15 protein-coding genes are annotated in these 21167 nt (G+C 30.3%); 9 read left to right on the top strand and 6 right to left on the bottom strand.

Features of this window, described 5'->3' with window-relative positions:
* Positions 1-1044 carry an AI-2E family transporter gene (locus tag AJN58_RS04705; protein ID WP_044778858.1) on the top strand — a complete coding sequence of 348 codons (1044 nt, stop codon included), beginning with the start codon at positions 1-3 and terminating at the stop codon, positions 1042-1044.
* A gap of 29 nt (positions 1045-1073) precedes the next feature.
* On the opposite strand, the gene fumC is transcribed toward AJN58_RS04705, so the two are convergent.
* From fumC to AJN58_RS04685, 4 genes are read right to left on the bottom strand one after another with little or no spacing between them, the layout of a single operon-like run.
* The gene (gene fumC / locus AJN58_RS04700; protein WP_002854099.1) at positions 1074-2465 is read right to left on the bottom strand and encodes a class II fumarate hydratase; all 1392 of its coding nucleotides are present in this window, start codon (positions 2463-2465) and stop codon (positions 1074-1076) included.
* Positions 2466-2520: 55 nt separating this feature from the next.
* Complete coding sequence (locus AJN58_RS04695) at positions 2521-5646, bottom strand: S8 family serine peptidase (RefSeq protein WP_002871079.1); 3126 nt, start codon at positions 5644-5646, stop codon at positions 2521-2523.
* Positions 5647-5648: 2 nt separating this feature from the next.
* The gene (gene glmS / locus AJN58_RS04690; RefSeq protein ID WP_002871078.1) at positions 5649-7445 is read right to left on the bottom strand and encodes a glutamine--fructose-6-phosphate transaminase (isomerizing); all 1797 of its coding nucleotides are present in this window, start codon (positions 7443-7445) and stop codon (positions 5649-5651) included.
* A 4-nt stretch (positions 7446-7449) separates the two neighbouring features.
* The gene (locus AJN58_RS04685; RefSeq protein WP_044778859.1) at positions 7450-9798 is read right to left on the bottom strand and encodes a nucleotidyltransferase; all 2349 of its coding nucleotides are present in this window, start codon (positions 9796-9798) and stop codon (positions 7450-7452) included.
* Positions 9799-9941: 143 nt separating this feature from the next.
* On the opposite strand from AJN58_RS04685, the gene mqnE reads away from it, so the two are divergent.
* From mqnE to AJN58_RS04655, 6 genes are read left to right on the top strand one after another with little or no spacing between them, the layout of a single operon-like run.
* Positions 9942-11006 carry an aminofutalosine synthase MqnE gene (gene mqnE / locus AJN58_RS04680; protein WP_002862042.1) on the top strand — a complete coding sequence of 355 codons (1065 nt, stop codon included), beginning with the start codon at positions 9942-9944 and terminating at the stop codon, positions 11004-11006.
* A 9-nt stretch (positions 11007-11015) separates the two neighbouring features.
* Positions 11016-12335 (top strand): NCS2 family permease, encoded by a 1320-nt coding sequence (locus tag AJN58_RS04675; RefSeq protein ID WP_044778860.1) that lies wholly within the window; start codon positions 11016-11018, stop codon positions 12333-12335.
* Positions 12336-12349: 14 nt separating this feature from the next.
* Positions 12350-12793 carry a phosphoribosyltransferase gene (locus AJN58_RS04670; protein WP_002870634.1) on the top strand — a complete coding sequence of 148 codons (444 nt, stop codon included), beginning with the start codon at positions 12350-12352 and terminating at the stop codon, positions 12791-12793.
* A gap of 44 nt (positions 12794-12837) precedes the next feature.
* Positions 12838-13536 (top strand): VacJ family lipoprotein, encoded by a 699-nt coding sequence (locus tag AJN58_RS04665; protein ID WP_070233721.1) that lies wholly within the window; start codon positions 12838-12840, stop codon positions 13534-13536.
* Positions 13537-13545: 9 nt separating this feature from the next.
* A complete protein-coding gene (locus AJN58_RS04660) occupies positions 13546-14115 on the top strand; it encodes an ABC transporter substrate-binding protein (RefSeq protein WP_002862046.1) in 570 nt (189 codons plus the stop codon).
* On the top strand, positions 14115-16586 hold the full coding sequence (locus AJN58_RS04655; protein WP_044778862.1) for an efflux RND transporter permease subunit: 2472 nt from the start codon (positions 14115-14117) through the stop codon (positions 16584-16586). The genes AJN58_RS04660 and AJN58_RS04655 overlap by 1 nt, the downstream gene beginning before the upstream one ends.
* A 31-nt stretch (positions 16587-16617) precedes the next feature.
* Here AJN58_RS04655 and rdgB read toward each other — a convergent pair whose 3' ends face one another.
* Positions 16618-17220, bottom strand: a complete 603-nt coding sequence (gene rdgB / locus AJN58_RS04650) for an RdgB/HAM1 family non-canonical purine NTP pyrophosphatase (protein ID WP_044778863.1) — start codon at positions 17218-17220, stop codon at positions 16618-16620.
* 166 nt (positions 17221-17386) lie between these two features.
* Between rdgB and AJN58_RS04645 the strand changes: the two genes are divergently transcribed.
* Together AJN58_RS04645 and AJN58_RS04640 are read left to right on the top strand one after the other, a co-directional pair.
* Positions 17387-18682 (top strand): MFS transporter, encoded by a 1296-nt coding sequence (locus AJN58_RS04645; protein ID WP_044778864.1) that lies wholly within the window; start codon positions 17387-17389, stop codon positions 18680-18682.
* Positions 18679-19488, top strand: coding sequence for an alpha/beta hydrolase (locus tag AJN58_RS04640; protein ID WP_044778865.1), 810 nt, complete (start codon positions 18679-18681; stop codon positions 19486-19488). Before AJN58_RS04645 ends, AJN58_RS04640 begins: the two co-directional genes overlap by 4 nt.
* Here the strand turns inward: AJN58_RS04640 and AJN58_RS04635 are convergent.
* Positions 19481-21142 (bottom strand): 4Fe-4S dicluster domain-containing protein, encoded by a 1662-nt coding sequence (locus AJN58_RS04635; protein ID WP_044778866.1) that lies wholly within the window; start codon positions 21140-21142, stop codon positions 19481-19483. The genes AJN58_RS04640 and AJN58_RS04635 overlap by 8 nt on opposite strands.
* Positions 21143-21167: the final 25 nt, after the last annotated feature.

Below are 21167 nucleotides of genomic sequence, written 5' to 3'. Positions count from 1 at the left end.
TTGCAAAATGGAAAAATCTTTCTTATAAGCTTTATTTTAGTTATTTTATTTCTTTTGCTTTATCTTTTTAAAGGTTTTTTACTTGTGATTATCATAGCTAGTTTAATGGCGGTAGCTACCTCAAACATCAATGCGAAATTTTTAAATCTTACTAAAGGACATAAATTTTTAGCTTCCATTCTTACAACAGCTTGCATGGTTTTGCTTTTCTTTGCACCTTTTGTTTATGCCATGATAGAACTTGCCAAAGCTTTAAAGAATTTTGATATCAATTTAGTCACACAAACACTTGATTATGTCAAAAACTATCAATTTACCTTGCCTGAAAGCTTTAATTTTTTAGAACCTAAAATCAAAGAATTTTTAGCTTCTATAGATTTAAATAGCATTTCCAAACAAATCCTAAGTTATGCTTCAAGTTTTACAAAATCAGGAGCTAAATTCCTTATAGATATGGTTTTAATTTGCGTGTTTTATTTCTTTGCAAATCTATATGGAACAGAACTTGTTATCTATCTTAAATCCATCATTCCTATTGATAAAAAAGAACTCGATGATGTTTTAAGCGAAGTGGGTAATGTTATGGCTGTTGTGCTTTACTCTATGGTGATTGTAGCGATATTTCAAGGTGCACTTTTTGGTTTAATCACAATATTTTATGGTTATGATGGAATTTTAATGGGAGTAATTTTTGCTGTAAGTTCTCTCATACCTGCTATAGGAGGAGCTTTAATTTATGTGCCTGTAAGTCTTTATGAATTTGCCTCAAACAATCTTAACTCAGCTCTTGTTATTTTTATTTATTCTGTAATTGTAATTTCTTTTATAGCAGATACTTTAATCAAACCTTTAATCATCAAATGGATCAACAAAAAACTTGTAAAAACTCCAACCAAAATCAACGAACTTTTAATTTTCTTGGCTATGATAGCAGGAATTTCTACCTTTGGTTTTTGGGGTATTATACTAGGTCCTGCGATTTTAACCTTTTTTGTATCAACTTTAAGAATGTATGTGATTTTAAAAGATAAGAATTTAATTTAACTTGCCTTAAAAAAGGCAAGTTTTATGTTCTAGGCTTTTGGACCTATCATTTTAGTAGGATCAACAAATTTATTGAAATCTTCTTCGCTAACCAAACCAAGCTCCATTGCACTTTCTTTTAAAGAAATACCTTTTTTATGGGCATTTTTGGCTACTTTAGCAGCGTTTTCATAACCTATGTGTGGATTTAGAGCGGTAACTAGCATTAAAGAATTATGAAGATTATGATCGATTTTTGCACGATTTGGTTCTATGCCTACAGCACAATGGATATTGAATGAATGCATAGAATCAGCCAACAAATCAAGACTTTGCAAGAAATTATAAATAATCACAGGCTTAAACACATTAAGCTCAAAATTTCCTTGACTTGCTGCAAATCCAATAGCTGCATCATTTCCCATCACTTGTACAGCAACCATAGTAACAGCTTCGCACTGGGTAGGATTTACCTTACCTGGCATAATCGAACTTCCTGGCTCATTTTCAGGGATGATAAGCTCACCAAGACCGCATCTTGGGCCTGAAGCTAACCATCTTATATCATTTGCAATTTTCATTAAATTTGCAGCCAAACCTTTCATAGCTCCATGAGTAAAATTGATCGCATCATGACTTGTTAAAGCATGAAATTTATTTGGACTTGAAACAAATTTCGTACCTATAAGTTGAGTTAGTTCTTCACTTACTTTTTGGCTTAATTCTGGATGCGCATTAAGCCCTGTTCCTACTGCGGTTCCTCCTATAGCAAGTTCTCTTAAAGTTGGTAAAGAAGCGATGATTTGCTCTTTTGAATGCAAAAGCATAGAAAGATATCCACTAAATTCTTGTGCTAGAGTAAGTGGCGTAGCATCTTGTAAATGCGTGCGTCCTATCTTGATAATACCATCAAATTCTTTTACTTTTTTTTCAAAAGTTGCAATAAGCTCATCAAGCGCAGGGATGAGCTTTTTCTCTACTTGCTCAACCGCAACAATACTCATAGCAGTTGGAAAAGTATCATTTGAACTTTGACTCATATTAACATGATCATTTGGATGTACAAGCTTTTCTTTTCGAAAATCTCCGCCCATGATTTCAGTGGCACGATTTGCAATAACTTCATTCATATTCATATTGCTTTGCGTACCTGAACCTGTTTGCCAAATCGCAAGTGGAAAATTATCATCAAATTTACCTGCGATAATCTCATCACAAGCTTGAACTATAGCATTTTTTTTAGCATCATCAAGTTTGCCAAGTTTGTTATTGACTAAAGCTAAAGATTTTTTAAGATTTGCAAAAGCATAGATTAAAACCTTTGGCATTTTCTCACAACCGATTTTGAAATTTTCAAAACTTCTTTCAGTTTGCGCTCCCCAATATTTGTCATTTGGGACCTTAACTTCACCCATGGTATCATGTTCAACTCTGTATTCCATAATTTTTTCCTTTGATTAAAATTTTATTTATTATAAGCTAAAAAAATAAATACTTTCAAAAACGTTTTCCTATTGAACTCATTAAATGCAATTCATAGGCATTATGAGAAAATCTATTCATTAACATAAACTGCCAAAATACATTGTTTTTATATAAAAATTCTGAATTAAAACCTTGACTTAAAATATTATCTTTTAATTTATATTTTTGAATAAAAGCAATAGGAAAATCAACAAAACTAGCCTTATTTTCTAAAGTTCTTCCATAAATTCTTTTTTCAAAAATTACAAAAGTAGAAAAAGAAGCTTGATAATCATCTTGCTCTATATTTTTAGCAAGATTAAAACCTAAATTTGCATTTATGCTATGATGTTTTAAACTTTCGTAATTTTTAGCAAAAGGACTTTTATTTTCTTTAAAATCTTCTTGATAAAAAAAACTATGTGTAAAATACATTAAAGGATTAAAAATAAAATCTTGACCTAAAATAATATCTTTAGTTACACCAAGCTGGGCTGAAGTTTGCAATGTTTTATACTTGCCTTCAATTGGCTGCTCTACTACAAAACGATTAAGAGTATTAAATCCTACACCTATACCTAATCCACTTAATATTTTTATAAAATCTAAATCATGGTTATAATTAAACAATAAGTCCATATTATAACTCTTCAAATCACTACCATTATTAAAATTAAATCTAGCGCTAGAAAGAGATAAAGCATAAGCTAAAAAGCCTGATGAGAAATTTTCTCCTAAAGAGATATTAGCACCTGTTTTTTGACCTGAAAAATCTTTATCTTTATAGTATTTATAGCTTGGAGTAAGGTGCCAAAAATATTCTTCATTACTAAAAATTCTAGGTAAATAAGCACTAGCAAGTAACATATTATTGTTTTGTGCAAAATTATTAATATTAAGAGGATGAAGAGTAAACAATATGTTATTTTGTATCAAATTAGATTGATTATGATTACTAAAAGTGCTTAAATACTCTGAACCTTCTATTCTATTTAATTTAGTCTTTACATCTATTCCATTATCTAAAGAAGCAAAAAATTCCTGATAAGTCCGACTCAAGTCTGCTCTAGATCGCAATTGTCTTAAAGCATTTCCCAAGCTTGTATTAGGAATTTCATAAGCATTGGGTTTTAAATTAGGTTTTATTAAGATTTTATTAATACTCACTAAATCATCACTTAAAACAAAATCAAAATTTAAAGCATAAGTATTTTGCACCAAAACATGATTAAAAGATGATAAACTTTTTTCCAAATCTCCTAAATTAATTTTCACTGGCTTATTTAAGATATAGTATTTAGGTAAAGGAATATATTCTAAATTCCCGCTCTTAATATCATAAGTTTTTGCAATCAGTTTAGAATTTTTATAATTACCAAAATCAAGTTGTAATTTAGAGTCAACTCCTTCTTGAGTATAAGTTCCTTGCACGGTTAAATCACTCAAATCTTCATTTCCAGGTCTAACTATGCCTTTATTGTTTAAATTTTGCCCTACAATACCATTACCGCTTAGCATTGCTTCTTGTTCTACATAAGCATTATTTTTAACTTTTCCTTTGAGCTTTAATTCTCCTTGTTTGATTAAAGTTGCACCCTCATAAGTATTTTGACCACTGATAATCAAAATACCTTCACCTTCTTTAGATAATCCTATGTTAAGATTAGCTAAATGTGTAGGTTTATTAATAGCGCTTGATAAATGAGTACTTTCATCCCATTTTCTTTGACTAATATCATTAGAAAATTCAGCATCATAACCTGCAGTATTTATAGTATAATAAGCTGTATTAGGTTCTTGATCATATTTTAATACATCCTGGTCACTGAGTCTGTTTGCATCTAAAATACTCAGTCCTTTTAACGCCTTTTGTGCATCTAAAATTCCTTGTCCAAATAATTCTTCTTTTTCAACCCTAACTACTCCATTAATAGAACTAATAGTGGAAGTATTAAGTTTTTGCGACTGCGCACTATCTCTATTATCCCAAATATAATCACTATAATCAATCCATTGTCCATTAACTTGAACTTGCATTCCATTGTAAAGCTGTTTTAAATCCCGTTTTATTTCATCTTCTATCTTAGGTGGATCTTGCGAAATATACACAATAAGAAATTTAGGTTGATTTGTTCCATCGGTTACTTGTTTAACAGTAAATTTTGGAGCCTTATAATTTTTATTTGCTGTACTTAACAGTATATCAGCAATTTGCTTACCATCCAAAAAGGGGAAATTTTGCTTGACCAGTGCCGCTGTTCCACTCACCATAGGTGCTGCCATAGAAGTTCCACTTTTTTTTGTAAAGTTATCATTAGTGCTTGAATCAACATTATTAATATTTACCCCAGCAGCAACTAAAGAAAAATTCGTAGCTCCCTTAAAACCATTACTAAAATCGGCCAAACCTTGACTTTTAATTGTTAAAGTCCCATCTGATTCTAAAGTAATCTCATTTGCATCCAAAGCTCCAACAGCCAACCAAGCTCTTAAAGATTCATCATAACTTGGTAAAATCGCATGCAAAGCAGGGCTAAGAATTCCTTCATTACCAGCAGCAAATACATTTAATACTCCCTTATCCTTGCTAAGCCTCATCATATCATTAGCAACTTTATCTGCTTTCATAACATACTCCAAAGGAGTATTACAGATATTATAGCTTTTCCCTTGATTAGTTTGAGTACAATCTACTAATCCAGAATTTGAAGCTCTAAGATTAAAATAAGGATAAAATTTAATACCCCAGCTATTATTAATAATACTCACATTTTTGAAAAAATTATAAATATTAGGATTTTGAGTGTAAGAGCCATTTGGAAATACCCCAGCTCCATAAAATTTTGCCCCATAAGCCACTCCATAAGGTTTACTATCGTCTATCTTTGCTCCAACAGCTATACCTGCTACATGACTTCCGTGTGTTGATTTTTGCAAATCAGGTATAAGCTGTTTCCCAGCTGTATCAGTAGGATAAGTAGACTTTAAAATCTTATCCTTTAAACTAATATGATCTTGATTAAAAGCATCATCGGCTACACCTATTATAATAGTATCTCCACTATACCCTAGCTTATGTACTTTATCAATATGATGAAGTTCAAATTCACTTAAAGCAAAAAGTTTACAAACGAAAGTTAAACAAAAAAATTTTTTCATTTCTATTCTACCGTTACGCTTTTAGCCAAATTTCTTGGCATATCCACATCATTACCAAGTCTTATAGAAATTTCCATTGCTAAAAGTTGAGTAATTATCATCATTTCAAAAAATTCACACATATAGTGATCTTGCTCATTGGTTTTTATAAAATCATCACTCAAATCAAATTCTAAAGGCGAAATGCTAAGCACTGTAGAATCCCTAGCTATAAGCTCTTCAACATTTGATTTTGTTTTTTCATAAAGCATATGCTTTGGCATTAAAGCTATAGTATAAAGTTTAGAATCAGCCAGAGCAATAGGGCCATGTTTCATCTCTCCTGCAGGATAACCCTCAGCGTGAAGATAAGATAATTCTTTAAGTTTTAAAGCTCCTTCTAAGGCCAAAGGATAAAACACATCTCTACCTATAAAGAAAAAGCCATGTCCATCTAAATAACGCTTGGATAAACGATGAATTTTTTCATGTAAAGCCTGTTTTACACTCACACAATTTGGAGTATGTAAAAGCGCTTTAATTTCAGCAGAAACATTTAAATTTCTTTTTTGCGCCATAAAAATAGCAAGCATCCAAAGTGTTAAAACCTGAGTGGCAAAAGCTTTAGTTGAAGCAACTCCTTTTTCTATGCCCGCACGAGTTAAAAGACTTAGGTGTGCTAAACGCACTATATTAGAATTATCCACATTACAAATTGCAAAAGTCTTAGCGCCCTGCTCTTTTGCAATCTTTAAAGCCTCTAAAGTGTCTGCTGTTTCTCCACTTTGAGAAATAACGATAAATAAAGAATCTTTTTTTATAATTGCTTCACGGTAGCGAAATTCACTTGCAATTTCCACTTTAGCCTTAACTTTAGCAATTCTTTCAAACAAATAAGCACTTGCCATTGCAGCATGATAGCTTGTTCCACAAGCACAAAGCGTGATTTCATCTACTTGACTTAAATCTTCATTATTTAGTTCATCAAAAACGACTTCATCGCCTTGAATACGTCCCATTAACACTTCACTCATCACGCGACTTTGTTCATAAATTTCTTTTTCCATAAAAAAACGAAAGCCGTCTTTTTTTGCATAAGCCTTATCGCCTGAAAGCTTAGAAAAACAAAGTGATTTTAAAACATCATTTTCATAAACGACAAGCTCATCTTTACTCGCGTATCCCAAGCTTAAATCTTCAAGATACATTACCTCATCACAACTTCCTATCAAAGGTGCATCACCTGAAGAAAAATACCATTCTTTATTTGCATTTTTACCGATAATCAAAGGAGCAGCATTTTTTGCAAAATACACATGATTGGGATCTTTTTTTGTTACTAACAAAGTAGCAAAAGCACCGCGAAGTTCTTTGATGGTTTTTTGCCAAGCCTCAAAAACTCCCAAATTTCTTGCATAAAATTCAAAAAGCTGGACAATAACTTCAGTATCGGTTTGACTTAAAAAACTCACGCCTTCTTTTTCAAGTTTATCTTTGATTTCTTTATAATTTTCTATAATACCATTGTGAATCACACAAGAATACTGTCCTAAATGAGGATGTGCATTGATTTCAGTAGGCTTACCATGAGTTGCCCATCTTGTATGACCTATAGCAAAACCATAACCTTGACTTTCAAAATCCGTGCATTTATTCGCCAAATTTTCAAGTTTTCCTACAGCTTTAAAAAAACTAAGCTCACCTTCTTGCATCACTGCCATACCCGCACTATCATAGCCACGATATTCTAATTCTTTAAGTCCATTTAGTATAATTTGTTTTTTCTCATTATTTCCTATATAGCCTACGATTCCACACATTTTTTTACTCACTTATTAATAAATTAACTAACTTTTGCTCGCTATGTTCTAGTTTTTCATTCTTTTGAAAAATAAAAATATTACGCGTCCTTTGTCTTATGGTTTGAATTTTTGCTGCGCATAAAACAAGTTCAAGTTCATTAAAAACATTCATCAAATACGCCATTAAACCCTGCTGATCTTTAGTATTAAGACCTAATTTGGCATACATTTTAGAATAATTTAAGTCTAATTTTAACTCATCTTTTTTAATGATTGGCTTTTTAATTTTTTTCAAATTAAAACCAGAAAGATTTGAATTTAAAAGCTCGCAAAGTTTTAGTTTTTGCTCATCACTGATAATATTATCATATTCAAATCTTAAATAAATTTTATCATCAAAAAGTTCAAAAAAATTCATGAAAATAAGATTTAAATTTGTTAAAGAACTTAAAATAATAGCAATATTAAAATGAAGTGGCGCAACAATTTGCAAACTAAGATTTGTTTCATTGCTAAACCAAAATTTAAAATCATTTTCTTTGGCTAATTTAGAAATCATAACAATATCTTCAAAAGTATTTTTTATAATAAAAAGATTTGATTTGATATGTATGATTTTATCTTGCAAAATTTCATCTTGCTCTAAAAAAATCTTACTTCTTTTAAGTGTTAATTCTTTTTTTACTCTTCTTGCGCTTTCTTCAAGTAGATTTTCATCTTCAAAACCTTGTTTTGCATTTTCTAAAAGTTTATCAAGAACTCTAAAATAAAAAGCATTGTAATTTAAAGCCTTAGCCTTTAGCCAAGTTAAAGTGTATAAAAGCTCTAAATTTTCTAAATTTTCTAATTTAGAAACCAAACTACTTACAACAATAGGATTATATATATCTTCTTTTTCTACAAGATCTTTTAAGGCATTATTGTTTTTAAATATTTTAAGACCCCATTCTAAAATTTCATTCTTTAAATCAAATTTGGAGCAATACGCTCTATATATGCCTGCTAAAGAAATTTCATTTTCACTTTCTATAGCGCTTAAAAGTATCACAAGCTTTAAAATCATTTTTTCATCGGTTTTAAGTTTTTGGAGTATCTCAAGCTCATCTTCGTATTTTTCAAATTCACTTAACATAAGAAAAACTTGCTCATCAAAACTATAATTTCCTTCTTCATCACTTAAAAAACGAACTGTCCAAAAAGGCTTGCATAAATCTTTTAAAATTCCACTATCAAGCAAAAGTTTTAAAACACAAAAACTATGCCTTTTATAAAAAATTTTCTCAAAAAGTATTAAAGCTTTTTCTATGTCTTTTTTACCGTATTTCAATCTTCTTAGGGCAAAAACCAAGTTAAGATCGAAAATAACCTCTTTATCTTCAAGTTTTAATAAGTATTCTAAAACTTCTATAAGAGTTTTAAATTTATACTCTTGTTTAGGGGTATGATTTAATCCATCTTGAATTTGCTTTGCTAGAAAGTGTGTATAAAAACCTATAGTATGCATACTTTGCAAAGCCTTTTGAACCAACAACTCATTTGCTCCAAAATGTTTTTTAGCTTTTTTATACATTAATTCACTCAAATCATGAACATTAATAAGTAAAAACTCATCCTCATCTTTAGCACTTAATAAATTCATCGCTGATTTTAAAGAAAGTAAAAAATCTCCAGCTAAACGCAACTCGCTTAAATTTTTTTCATCTATAAAATTTAAAGCATAATTTTTTGGAGAAGTCTTAAAAAGAACAAGCAAACTCTCTAAGAATCTTAAATGATTTAATCCGCCAAAATCTTTTAAGATATTAAATTCTTGCTTTATAAATGGAATATCAAATTCTTTAAAATTTTCTAGCAAAAGCTTGGCAAAATCATTTTTATTTTCTTCTAAAATACTCTCAAATTTCGTCTTAATCCCTTTAAATAAAATCCTAGAACCACATATGAAACGAGTTTGTATTATAGAAGTCTTAAGCTCATTGCTAGCATTATAAAGTCCATTAAATTCTAAGATAACAGAGTCAATTTGCAAATGTGTATCATTTAAAATTTCAATAAAAGCCTTAATCATAGGTTTTAAATGAAAAGCCTTAATATCTTTATAAACAAAAATCAAAGAAATACTTTCATTAAAACAAAGACTATTGTTTGCATATGCTTTACTTGCTAAAACACAAAAAGGGATATTATCACTTGGAGGTGAAAAATCATCAAAATAATCTTTAAGAACTATATCATAAGCTTTTTTTATGAAATTATCCATATTTTTAGAATGATATAAACTAAACGCCCCTTGCTTAAGAAAAAATTTTCTACAACTTTGGGTATAGGAACTAAGATTTTTTTTAAAAATTTCTAATTCTTTATTTAACAAAATTTCCACTCTCTTTTAAATTTTAATATTTTAATAATAATCTTAACAAAAATATCTTTTATTTTGGCTTTTTCTATAAACTCTTTTTCAGTAAGCAAAAATTATAATGCTTTATTTAAAAACAGCAAAAGAGTAAAATTAAAATGAAAAATTTAATTACCAAACTAGAAAATGAAGAAAGATTAAACCAAGAAGAAGCCAATGCACTTTGGGATCTAGATCTTTTTACCCTAGGCAAATACGCCCATAAAAAACGCACCAAACTTCATGGAAAAAAAGTTTATTTTAATATCAATCGCCATATCAATCCAACTAATATCTGTGCAGATACCTGTAAATTTTGCGCCTTTTCAGCACACCGAAAAAATCCTAATCCTTATTTGATGACTCATGAAGAAATCATGAAAATCGTCGATGAAACTGTAAAACGAGAAACTAAAGAAGTACATATCGTTTCAGCTCATAACAAAGATACAACTTGGCAATGGTATTTAGAAATTTTTAAAATGATAAAAGAAAAATATCCTAATCTTCATGTAAAAGCTATGACTGCTGCTGAGATTGATTTTTTACATCGTCGTTTTAAAATGAGCTATGAAGAAGTGATAGAAAAAATGCTTGAATACGGCGTTGATTCCATGCCAGGCGGTGGAGCTGAAATTTTTGATGAAGAAGTGCGTAAGAAAATTTGTCATGGAAAAGTTAGCAGTGAAAATTGGCTTAAAATTCATAAACTTTGGCATGAAAAAGGCAAACAAAGTAATGCTACCATGCTTTTTGGACATATAGAAGAAAGACATCACAGGATCGATCATATGTTAAGACTGCGTGATCTTCAAGATCAAACCGGTGGATTTAATGCTTTTATCCCTCTAGTTTGGCAAAGGGATAATAGCTTTATACAAACTGATAAAATCATGGATAGTGAAGAAATTTTAAAAACCATTGCCATTGCTCGTTTAGTGCTTGATAATATTAAAAATATCAAAGCTTACTGGGCAACAATGACTTTAAATTTAGCCATGGTAGCACAAGAATTTGGGGCTAATGATTTAGATGGCACTATAGAAAAAGAAAGCATACAAAGCGCAGGTGGTGCAAAATCTGCCAAAGGCACAAGTTTAAAAACTTTTATCGATATGATAAAAACTTCAAATCTTATTCCTGTAGAACGCGATAGTTTATATAACGAGCTAAAAACCTACTAAGGAGAAAAAATGGACTTTTTTAAACTCAAAGAAAACAATACGAGTTTTAAAACTGAAGTTATAGCAGGGCTTACTACTTTTTTGGCTATCGTTTATATTATCCCTGTAAATTCTAGCATAGTAGGAAATACAGGAATGCCTATAGAAGCTTTAATCACCGCAACAGCTTTAATCACCATAGTTGCAAGTGCTTTTAATGCTTTTTTTGCCAATACTCCTGTAGCTATGAGTGTGGGAATGGGTTTAAATGCTTATTTTACCTTTGCGGTTTGTTTAGGTCAAAACATAGCTTGGCAAAGTGCCTTAGGAGCTGTTTTTATTTCAAGTATTATTTTTCTCATACTTTCTTTTACACATTTTCGCCTTTGGGTAATCCGCAATATCCCAAAAGATTTACGCCTTGCAATTTGTGCGGGCATAGGTTGTTTTATTGCATTTTTAGGCTTAAGTCAAATGGGTGTGATAATGCATAATAAAGATACTTTAGTCAGCATAGGAAATTTCAAAAGCCCTCATGTGCTTTTTGGAATTTTTACCCTAGCTTTAATCATCTTTTTTTGGGCTATAAAACTTCGCGGAGCTTTTATTTTGGGGGTATTAGTAAGCTCTATTATCGCTTGGATTTTTCATTTAGATAATGCAAGTTTTCCTATGCAAATCTTTTCTTTGCCAAATTTTAGCATGGAAAATGGTTTAGGAGCCATCTTTTTACAACTTGATATCAAAAGTGCCTTAAATATTACTATGATACCTATAATTCTTACTTTTTTTATCACTCAACTTTTTGATAGTATAGGAACTATCACAGGTGTGGGTGAAAGAGGAAAGATTTTTGATGATCCCAAAAATGGAGAAAAAAAACTAAGCAAAACCTTAATGGCAGATGCAACAGGATCAGCCTTAGGAGCTATGACAGGCACTTCCACAGTTACTGCTTTTGTAGAAAGCACTACAGGGGTTGAAAGCGGAGGAAGAACGGGGCTTACAGCTTTAGTTGTAGCTATTTGTTTTGCTTTTACACTTTTTTTACTGCCACTTTTTAAAGCCATTCCTGCAAATGCAATATACCCCGTACTTGTAATGGTTGGAATTTTAATGTTTATGGAAGTTAAAAATATAGATTTTAAAGATAATGCTATAGCTGTAGCAAGCTTTTTTACTATTATCATGATGCCTTTTACTTACTCCATTACCACAGGTTTTGCTTTTGGTTTTCTTTCTTATTTACTTGTAAGAATTTTTAAACGCGAATGGGGTAAAATCAATCTTGGCATTATAGTTTTAAGTTTATTATCTTTGGGTAATTTTTTACTTATGGCACTACAATAAATTAAGGATATATAATGATATTTTACTCCTATGAAGAATTTAAAGAAGATGTAAAAATTCTTGCTAAAGAAATTAAAAAAGATTTTAACCCTGATGCACTTTTAGCTATAGCAAGAGGAGGAATGAGTTTGGGGCATTCTTTAGCAGTAGCTTTAAAAACACGTCAGCTTTTTGCTTTAAACTCAATTCATTACGATGATACAAAAAAACTTGATACTATTGAAATTTTTAACATTCCTGATTTAAGCAAGCACAAAAAAATTCTACTCATTGATGATATAGTAGATAGTGGAGAAAGTTTAGTAGAAATAAAAAAAGTTTTGCTTGAAAAATTTCCCCATATAGAACTTAAAATTGCAACCATTTTTTACAAAAAAACCGCTCTTTTGGAGCCTGATTTTAAAGTAAAAGAAGCTACTGAATGGGTGGATTTTTACTGGGATATAAATCTTGATTAAAAATTTGCTATAATCTTACTTTTAAAATTTTTAGGAGTTTTTGCTTGAGAATAAAATTTATATCTTTTATTTTAATTTTTTTTACTATTTTTGCTTTTGCTAAAGAACAAAATTTAGATGATTTTGAACAAGAATACCAAAACTATCAAGTAAACGATCCGCTTTCAGGATATAACAAAGCTATGACAAGCTTTAATGTGGCTTTGTATGATTATGGTTTGCGTCCCGTTCTTAAGGGCTATAACGCCATCACCCCTGAATTTATAAGATTAGGAGTAAGAAATTTCTTTGATAATTTACTTACTCCTTTGCGTTTTATAAGCAATGTTTTGCAGTTTAAATTTAAAGAAGCGGGAGAAGAATTTAAAAGATTTACCGCCAATACCATTATGGGCTTTGGTGGACTTATGGATGTGGCATCAAAAATGGGTCTTAAAAAACATCCCGCGGACTTAGGAACCGTTTTGGCTCACTGGGGCGTAGGAAGCGGTTTTCATATTGTCTTACCTATACTTGGCCCTAGTAATCTTAGAGACACTCTTGCTTTACCTGCAACTTGGTATGCAAGTTTTACCGCTTACATTGATCCTACTTGGGCAAGTATAGCTATAAGCGCTTATGGATTTGGCAATGAACTTAGTTTTAGACTTGATGAAATTGATGAAATTTATCACAACACGCCTAATTTATATCCATTCTTGCGGGATGCTTACGAGCAAAGACGCAATGAACTTAGCAAATAAAGGAAAATAATGAAAAAAATATTTCTAATCTTGGCTTTATTTTTTAATGCTTTTGCCTTGCAGCTAGATGAAATTTCTAGTACTATGCAAAAAAACATTGATGCAAGCTTAAAACTTTTACAAGATAGCAAAGAAGATAAAAAACAAGCTGCTGATGGAATTTTTAAACTTTTTGATAGTATAATAGATTATAAACTCATGGCAAAACTCAGTCTTTCGAAAAATTATTCTAAATTAAATCCAAAAGAACAAGAAAAATTTACCACAGCCTTTGAAGCAAGTCTTAAAAAAAGTTTTACCGATAAACTCAGTCTTTATAAAGATCAAGTTTTAAAGGTCAAAAATGGTGAGTTAAAAAATGAAAAACGCTATTTTTTAACCACTTCTATGGTAGTAGATGGGGAAGAAAAAAATATCATTTTCAAATTTTACAATGATAATAACAACTGGCTTATTTATGATGTAGATGTTTTAGGTGTGAGTATAGTACAAACTTATAGATCGCAATTTGGAGATATTTTAGCCAACCAAGGCTTTGATGCCCTACTTCAAAAACTTGAAAGTATTGTCATAGAATAATGTTTGCAAAGCTTTTAAAGTTTTTTATTTCTCGTCCAAAAAGTACTTTTTTTGGAACCTTATTTATATGCCTGTTTTTAAGCTTTTTTGCTTTTAAGCTTAGCGTAGATGCAAGTGCTGAAAGTTTGCTTTTAGAAGATGATGCAGATTTAAAAACTTTTAGAGAAATTTCAAAACATTATAAAAGTGATAATTTTTTACTTTTAGCCTTTAAACCCTATGATGAAAAACCTTTTTCAAATGAAAATTTAGCCAAATTAAAAAAACTTCATGAAGAATTAGAAAAAGCCCCTTTAGTAGAACGCGTTTTTAGTATCATCAATGCCCCTTTGCTTCAAAGTTCAAAAAATACGGATTTAAAAGAACTTTTAAAAAATATCCCAAACATAGAAAGCCTAGACATAAACCGCACAAAAGCCCAAAATGAAATTTTAAATAGTCCCTTTTATAAAAATAATATCATCTCAAAAGATGGAAAAGTAACAGGGCTTATTATTTACTTAAAGCCTGATACAGTTTATAATGATCTTGTAGAAAAACGCGATCTTGCTACCAATGAAAAAGAAAAAGATCGAATTCGTCTTGCCATAAAAGAACATCAAGACAAGCAAAAAGTTATCACGAAACAAAGTCTAGATACTATTAAAAGCATAGTTCGAAATTATGAAAAAAATAAAGATACGCTCTACCTTGGTGGCGTAAGCATGATCGCTGATGATATGATAGCTTATATAAAATCTGATCTTGTGCTTTATGGTGTTTCTCTTGTATTTTTACTAGGACTTGCACTTTATTATTTTTTCCGTTCATGGCGCTTTGTTTTTTTACCTCTTTTTATTTGTTTTATAAGCTTAAGTGCAGCTAGTGGAGTTTTTGCACTTTTAAATTTTCAAATCACGGTTATTTCATCAAATTACGTTGCTTTGGTTTTAATTATCACCTTAAGTGTAGTTGTTCATTTGATCACGCATTTTATCGAAAGCACCCAAAATCATCCCAAAGCTAAAGTTGAGCGCATAGTGCTTGAAACCTTACTAGCCAAAGCAAATCCTAGCCTTTATGCCATTGTTACAACGATGATAGGATTTTTTTCTTTAATCCTATCAAATATCGAACCTATCATAAAACTTGGTATTATGATGAGTATAGGTATAGGTTTAGCTCTTATCTTTAGTTATTTGTTTTTAGCAAGCATCTTAGTTCTTTTAAAACCAAAAAATTATCATAAAAAAGAATTTAAATTTAATCTTTTAGCCTTTTGCGCCAAAACCGCTCTTGATCCTAGAAAGCGTCGCATGATTTATGGAATTTCAGTTCTTGCTATAATCTTAGCTTTAATAGGCATTTCAAAACTCAGAGTTGAAAATTCTTTTGTAAATTATTTCAAAGATGGTAGTGAAATCAAAAAAGGACTTTTGGTTATTGATAAAAATCTAGGTGGAACCTTGCCTTTAGAAGTAATCATTCGTTTTCCAAATAATAAAAACGATCAAAATACAAGCGATGCACTTGATAGTTTTGAAAGCGAATTTGAAAATTTAGCCACACAAGAAACTTATTGGTTTGACTCCAAAAAAACACGCATTGCAAAAAAAGTTCATGAATTTTTAGAAAACAAAGAATTTGTAGGTTCAGTTTTAAGTCTTAATAGTCTTTTAACCCTAGGGAAAAATATCAACGATGGAAAAGATTTAGATGATTTTGCTCTTGCGTTTTTAAATGAGAATTTACCTGCTAAATTTAAACAAGACTTGCTCTCACCTTTTGTAAGTATAGAAAATAATGAATTAAGATTTAGTATGCGTATTATTGATTCTGATCCGAATTTAAGACGTAATGAGTTTTTAATAGATCTTAAAAAACAGCTCAACGAGCTTGTAAAAAACGATGGAGTAGAAGTGCAAATCACAGGCATAATGGTGCTTTATAATAATATGCTTCAAAGTCTTTTTTCATCACAATTTGATACTCTTATATTTGTAATTTTAGCTATTTTCATACTTTTTATCATTGTTTTTAGGGATTTAAAATTTTCAGTTGCGGCTATATTGGTAAATGTTATTCCTTTAAGTGTGGTTTTTGCTCTTATGGGGCTTTTAGGTATTCCTTTGGATATGATGAGTATTACTATAGCTGCTATTGCTATAGGTATAGGCGTTGATGATGCCCTGCACTATATTTATCGTTTTAGAGAAGAAATTAAAAACAAAAGCCTAGAAGAAGCCATTATGATTTCTCACCTTAGTATAGGTTCGGCACTTTATTATACCACCATTAGCATAGTTTTAGGTTTTAGCGTGATGATGAGTAGTAATTTCATTCCAACAATTTATTTTGGAATTTTAACCGTTTTTGTAATGATTTTGCTTTTAAGTGGAAGTTTGTTCTTATTACCAAGCTTTTTAATCACTATTTATTCTAAGAAAGCCAAGTTTCCAAACCAACATAAAGAGCATATATTAAAACAATAATAGCTATATATTTTAAAAAATTTTTCATTTCTTATCCTTTATTTAAAATCTTTAAAATGATTTTTGCAAGCTCTAAAGCTTTAAAACGATGAGAGATGTTATTCTTCTCATCCACGCTAAGCTGGGCTAAGGTTTTATCAAAACCTTTTGGAATAAAAAGGCTATCATAACCAAAACCATTTTCACCTTTTTCTGTATCAATCACTTTTCCATGCATTGTTCCATGCGTGCTAAATTCCCCCATCAAACCTACCATAGCAATAGCAGCAACATAATGCGCCTTACTTTGTTTAAAACCTTTTTTTATCATTTCATTTACAAGCTTATCACGGTTGCTTTTATCATTACCTTGACCACTGAATCGAGCAGAATAAATTCCTGGATTTCCTCCTAAAACATCTACGCAAATGCCGCTATCATCACTTAAAGCGATAAAATCTTTTTTTTGCTTTTCATCCAAAGCATTAAAAACCGCTCTTGCTTTAATCAAAGCATTTTCTTTAAAAGTTTTTCCATTTTCTTCAATCTCAAAAGGCGTTAAAACTTCATCAAAAGCATAAATTTCAAAATCTTTCAAAATTTCTTTAAGTTCTAAAACCTTATGCTTATTGCTCGTAGCTAGGATAATCTTCATAACAAAAGCTCCAAAATAATATCAAAAACAAAAATATGATTTTATAAAATTTATCCTTGTGCGTAGCTTTTAAATATTAAATGATAAAACGATGTTAATCAATGCTTAATCCATTTCATAGTAAAATTATCCTAATTTAAATTTCAAATTTAATAGGAAATTGATAATGCTAAATAATGTTTTACCCTTATCTTTCATAGTTGGAACAAGATTTTTTGGGCTTTTTATAGTTTTGCCAGTTTTAAGTCTTTATGCTTTAAAACTTGAAGGCGCTAATGAATTTTTAGTGGGACTTTTAATTGGTGTTTATGCCTTAACCCAAATGATTTTACAAATGCCTTTTGGGATTTTAAGTGATAAAATTGGTCGTAAAAAAACCATGCTCATTGGACTGATTATTTTTATAATAGGCTCTTTAATCTGCTCTTTTGCGGAAAATATTTACACCATGCTTTTAGGAAGAATGCTCCAAGGTGCAGGAGCTATTGGAGCTGTGGCTACAGCAATGATAAGTGATTTTATCACAGAAGAAAATCGTGGTAAAGCCATGGCGGTAATGGGTTCTTTTATAGGACTTAGTTTTGCAGCTTCTATGGTCATTTCTCCTTTAATGAGTGCAAAATGGGGTTTATCTAGTCTTTTTGATCTTAGTGCGGCTTTGTCTCTTTTATGTATAATTTTACTTTATACCGTTGTACCTAAAGAAAATAAAATCACTCATGAAAATGAAAAAACTCCTTTTTTTCATCTTATTAAACAAAAAAATTTAGCCCTTATGAATCTTACTAATTTCATGCAAAAAATGCTTATGAGTATAGCATTTTTAAGTATTCCTATTATCCTAGTAAAACATTTAGGCTTTGCTTCTGATAAACTTTGGATTGTTTATAGCGCTTCTATGGTAGCAGGTTTTATCGCTATGGGCTTTGCTGGAAGTTTAGGTGAAAAAAGAGGTTTAGCTAAACAAATTTTACTCTTAGGAATTGTTTTTTTCATACTTTCTTATCTTTTTTTTGCTTTTAGTAATTCTATGGATTTTTTTATCATAGCAGTTGTGATTTTTTTTATAGGTTTTAATTTACACGAACCTATTATGCAAAGTTGCGCATCAAAATTTTGTAAAGTTCATGAAAAAGGTGCAGCATTAGGGTTGTTTAATGCTTTTGGATATGGTGGAAGTTTTATAGGCGGTATTATCGGAGGGGTATTTTTACATCTAGATGCCTTAAATCTTTTGGCTATTATTTTAGTGGTTTTAGCTCTAATTTGGCTTGTGGCATTATTTTTCTTAAAAAATCCAGCTGATTTTAAAAACCTTTATCTACCTTTAGAAACACCTTTAAATTTCAGTACTTTTAGCGAAAATTTAGGAGTTGTAGATATTTATAAAAACTCTAAAAATCTTGTTGTTAAATTTGATAGTAAACTTACAAATAAAAAAGAATTAGAAGAAAAATTATGAAAAAAATATTATTTTTATTCTGTTCTTTTTTTCTAGCTTTTGCAAAACCAAGTCTAGAGATACCCAAGCTCTCAAAACAAGCAAAACAAAACTTTATTTTAGAAAATGTCAAATTTAATTATAATGGCACAATATATAAAATTTTTATAGCTAAAAACAAGAATGAAAACTCAAATTATAAATATAAAATCATTTATTTACTCGATGGAAATGCCTTTTTTCCTCTTTTTTTAAATCTTTTCAACACTCCTGTCAAAGAAAATCTTTTAATTATTGGAATAGGTTATGATAATAATTTAGCTTTTGATATACAAAAACGCACTAAAGATTATACGCCTACAACAAATTTAAATAAACAAGGTGGAGGTAGTAAAGAATTTAGAAATTTCTTAATAACCCAACTCATCCCCTATATCAATAAAATGTATCCTATTGATTTTAGCCATCAAATTCTCTTTGGACATTCTTTTGGAGGACTTTTTGCCATTGATACACTTCTTTATGATAGTAAGATTTTTAGTCATTATTTTATTATTTCACCTTCTTTATGGTGGGATAATAGTGAGTTTTTACCTAATATCATAAAATTACAAACTTGCCCTAAAATTTACATCGGATTAGGTTCATTGGAAACAAATTCAAGTATTATCAAAGGTGTAGCTAAGATCAATGCTCAAAAACTTAGCGAAAAAATATCCAAAGAAACTAATTGTAAAACTCATTTTAAACTTTTTAAAAATGAAACTCATGGAAGTGTCATATCTAAAGCTATGCTGTGGATGAAAAAGCTTCTTGATCTTAATTAATCATTGCTTTTATCATCACTTTTGCCTTGCAATCTGCACAACAATAAAGTGTTTTGATTTTATTCTCATCATTACCAAATTTAGGTTTCATTAAATTGGCTATTTTTTCTACAGCTTTTTTGGTGGCAAATTCTTTACCACATTCTATACAGGCAAAAAGCTCATCTTTTGCCATGGTTTGATATTCAAAATAAGAAGCTCTAAACTCCATTCCACTACGAAGTAATTTTAAAGTATCTTTTTCAGCACAACTTAACTCACAATACCCACAAGTCGTGCAAAGAGAAGCATTAAATTTCAAAGCATTTTCTTGTTTGTCAGCGATTAAAGCTCCTACATTACAGGCACCCACACAAGAAAGACAAAGCGTACAGGTGTTAGGATTAATTTCTATCTTACCATAACGCAACCATTCGCCACTTTCTATACCGCCAAAATCTTCATTTTTTATCATTTCTTGCATTCTTTTGGCAAAATTTTCTCTTGTAGTTAAGGTGTTGTTATGAAAATCATATTTTAAATCTTGTATGAATTCTTGCTCTTTTAAAACATTTTGCAATTCTTTTTCATCTTTGGCAACAAAAATAGCTTTTTTTTGAAATTTTCTCTCAAAAAAAGTATTTAAAAGTACAATAGCCTCGTTGCTACCACGAGATACAAAATCCGTATAAAAAACCAAATTTGCTCCACTATTTTGCAAAAGCGTTAAAAAATGCATAGAAGAAAGCCATTTTTCACCCTCTATCATAAAGGGTAAAACATCTTTTGGTAAAGCAAGATTCAAATTTTCTAAAGACATTTTTTTAGGAATGATTAAAATTTTTTTATCTTTATAAAACTCACAAAGGGTAAAAAAACTTTCTCTTGGCATAGGAGCATAATCAAGTGATCCGCTAGGACACACACTAATACATCCTCCACAACCCAAACAATCCACTTGAGAAAATTCCAAATGTTTGTTTTCATCATCTTTTAAAATCGCCACAGTAGGACAAATTTCAGCACATTTTGCACAATGCTCACTGCGTCTTTCGTGGTATTGACACACGCTAGCATTATAGCTAATATAAGTTTTATAATGATATTTTGGACTTTTGCTTTGCAAAAACTCTAACAATACTTCAAGATTTTCAAAATTTAAAAGATTATAACATCCACTTTGTCTTGTAAAATCTTTACGCACAACGCTTAAATTCTCAGCTTTAAAAAGTAAAAAATCAAAATCTATTTCCACTTCTTCGCCTTGATTTTTAACCACAGCACAAAGTTCCCCTACACTTCCAAAAACAGCTAAAATTTCTGCACTGCTTAAAGCAATAACCTTAAATCCATGTTCTTTTAAAAACTCTACGGTTTGAGTATCGCTATCTACTAAAATCAAACGATTTTTCACTTCTTTGCTTTGTTCCAAATCAAGCCCTAAGTCATAAACGCTAGCTCTTGCTTCATAAAGCGTTAAAACATTTTTACTTTGCTCTAAAATTTCATCTTGAGAATTTTTAAGATAAAAATTAATCTCAGGGGCATAAATTTGTGCTTTTTGATTTTTATCATTGCAAACCAATGCTTCTTTATCATTTGCCTGATCTAAAATTTCAATAGCATCAGGCAAAGGGATTAAAACATCATTTTTTATATAAACAAAATCTTGCATCATCTTCCTTAATCTCTTTAAAACA

It is taken from the genome of Campylobacter sp. BCW_4321, from assembly GCF_001763075.1.
Taxonomy (GTDB): Bacteria; Campylobacterota; Campylobacteria; order Campylobacterales; family Campylobacteraceae; genus Campylobacter_D; species Campylobacter_D jejuni.
Note: the sequence above shows the minus strand (reverse complement) of the source record. Positions and strands in the feature narration are given on the sequence as shown.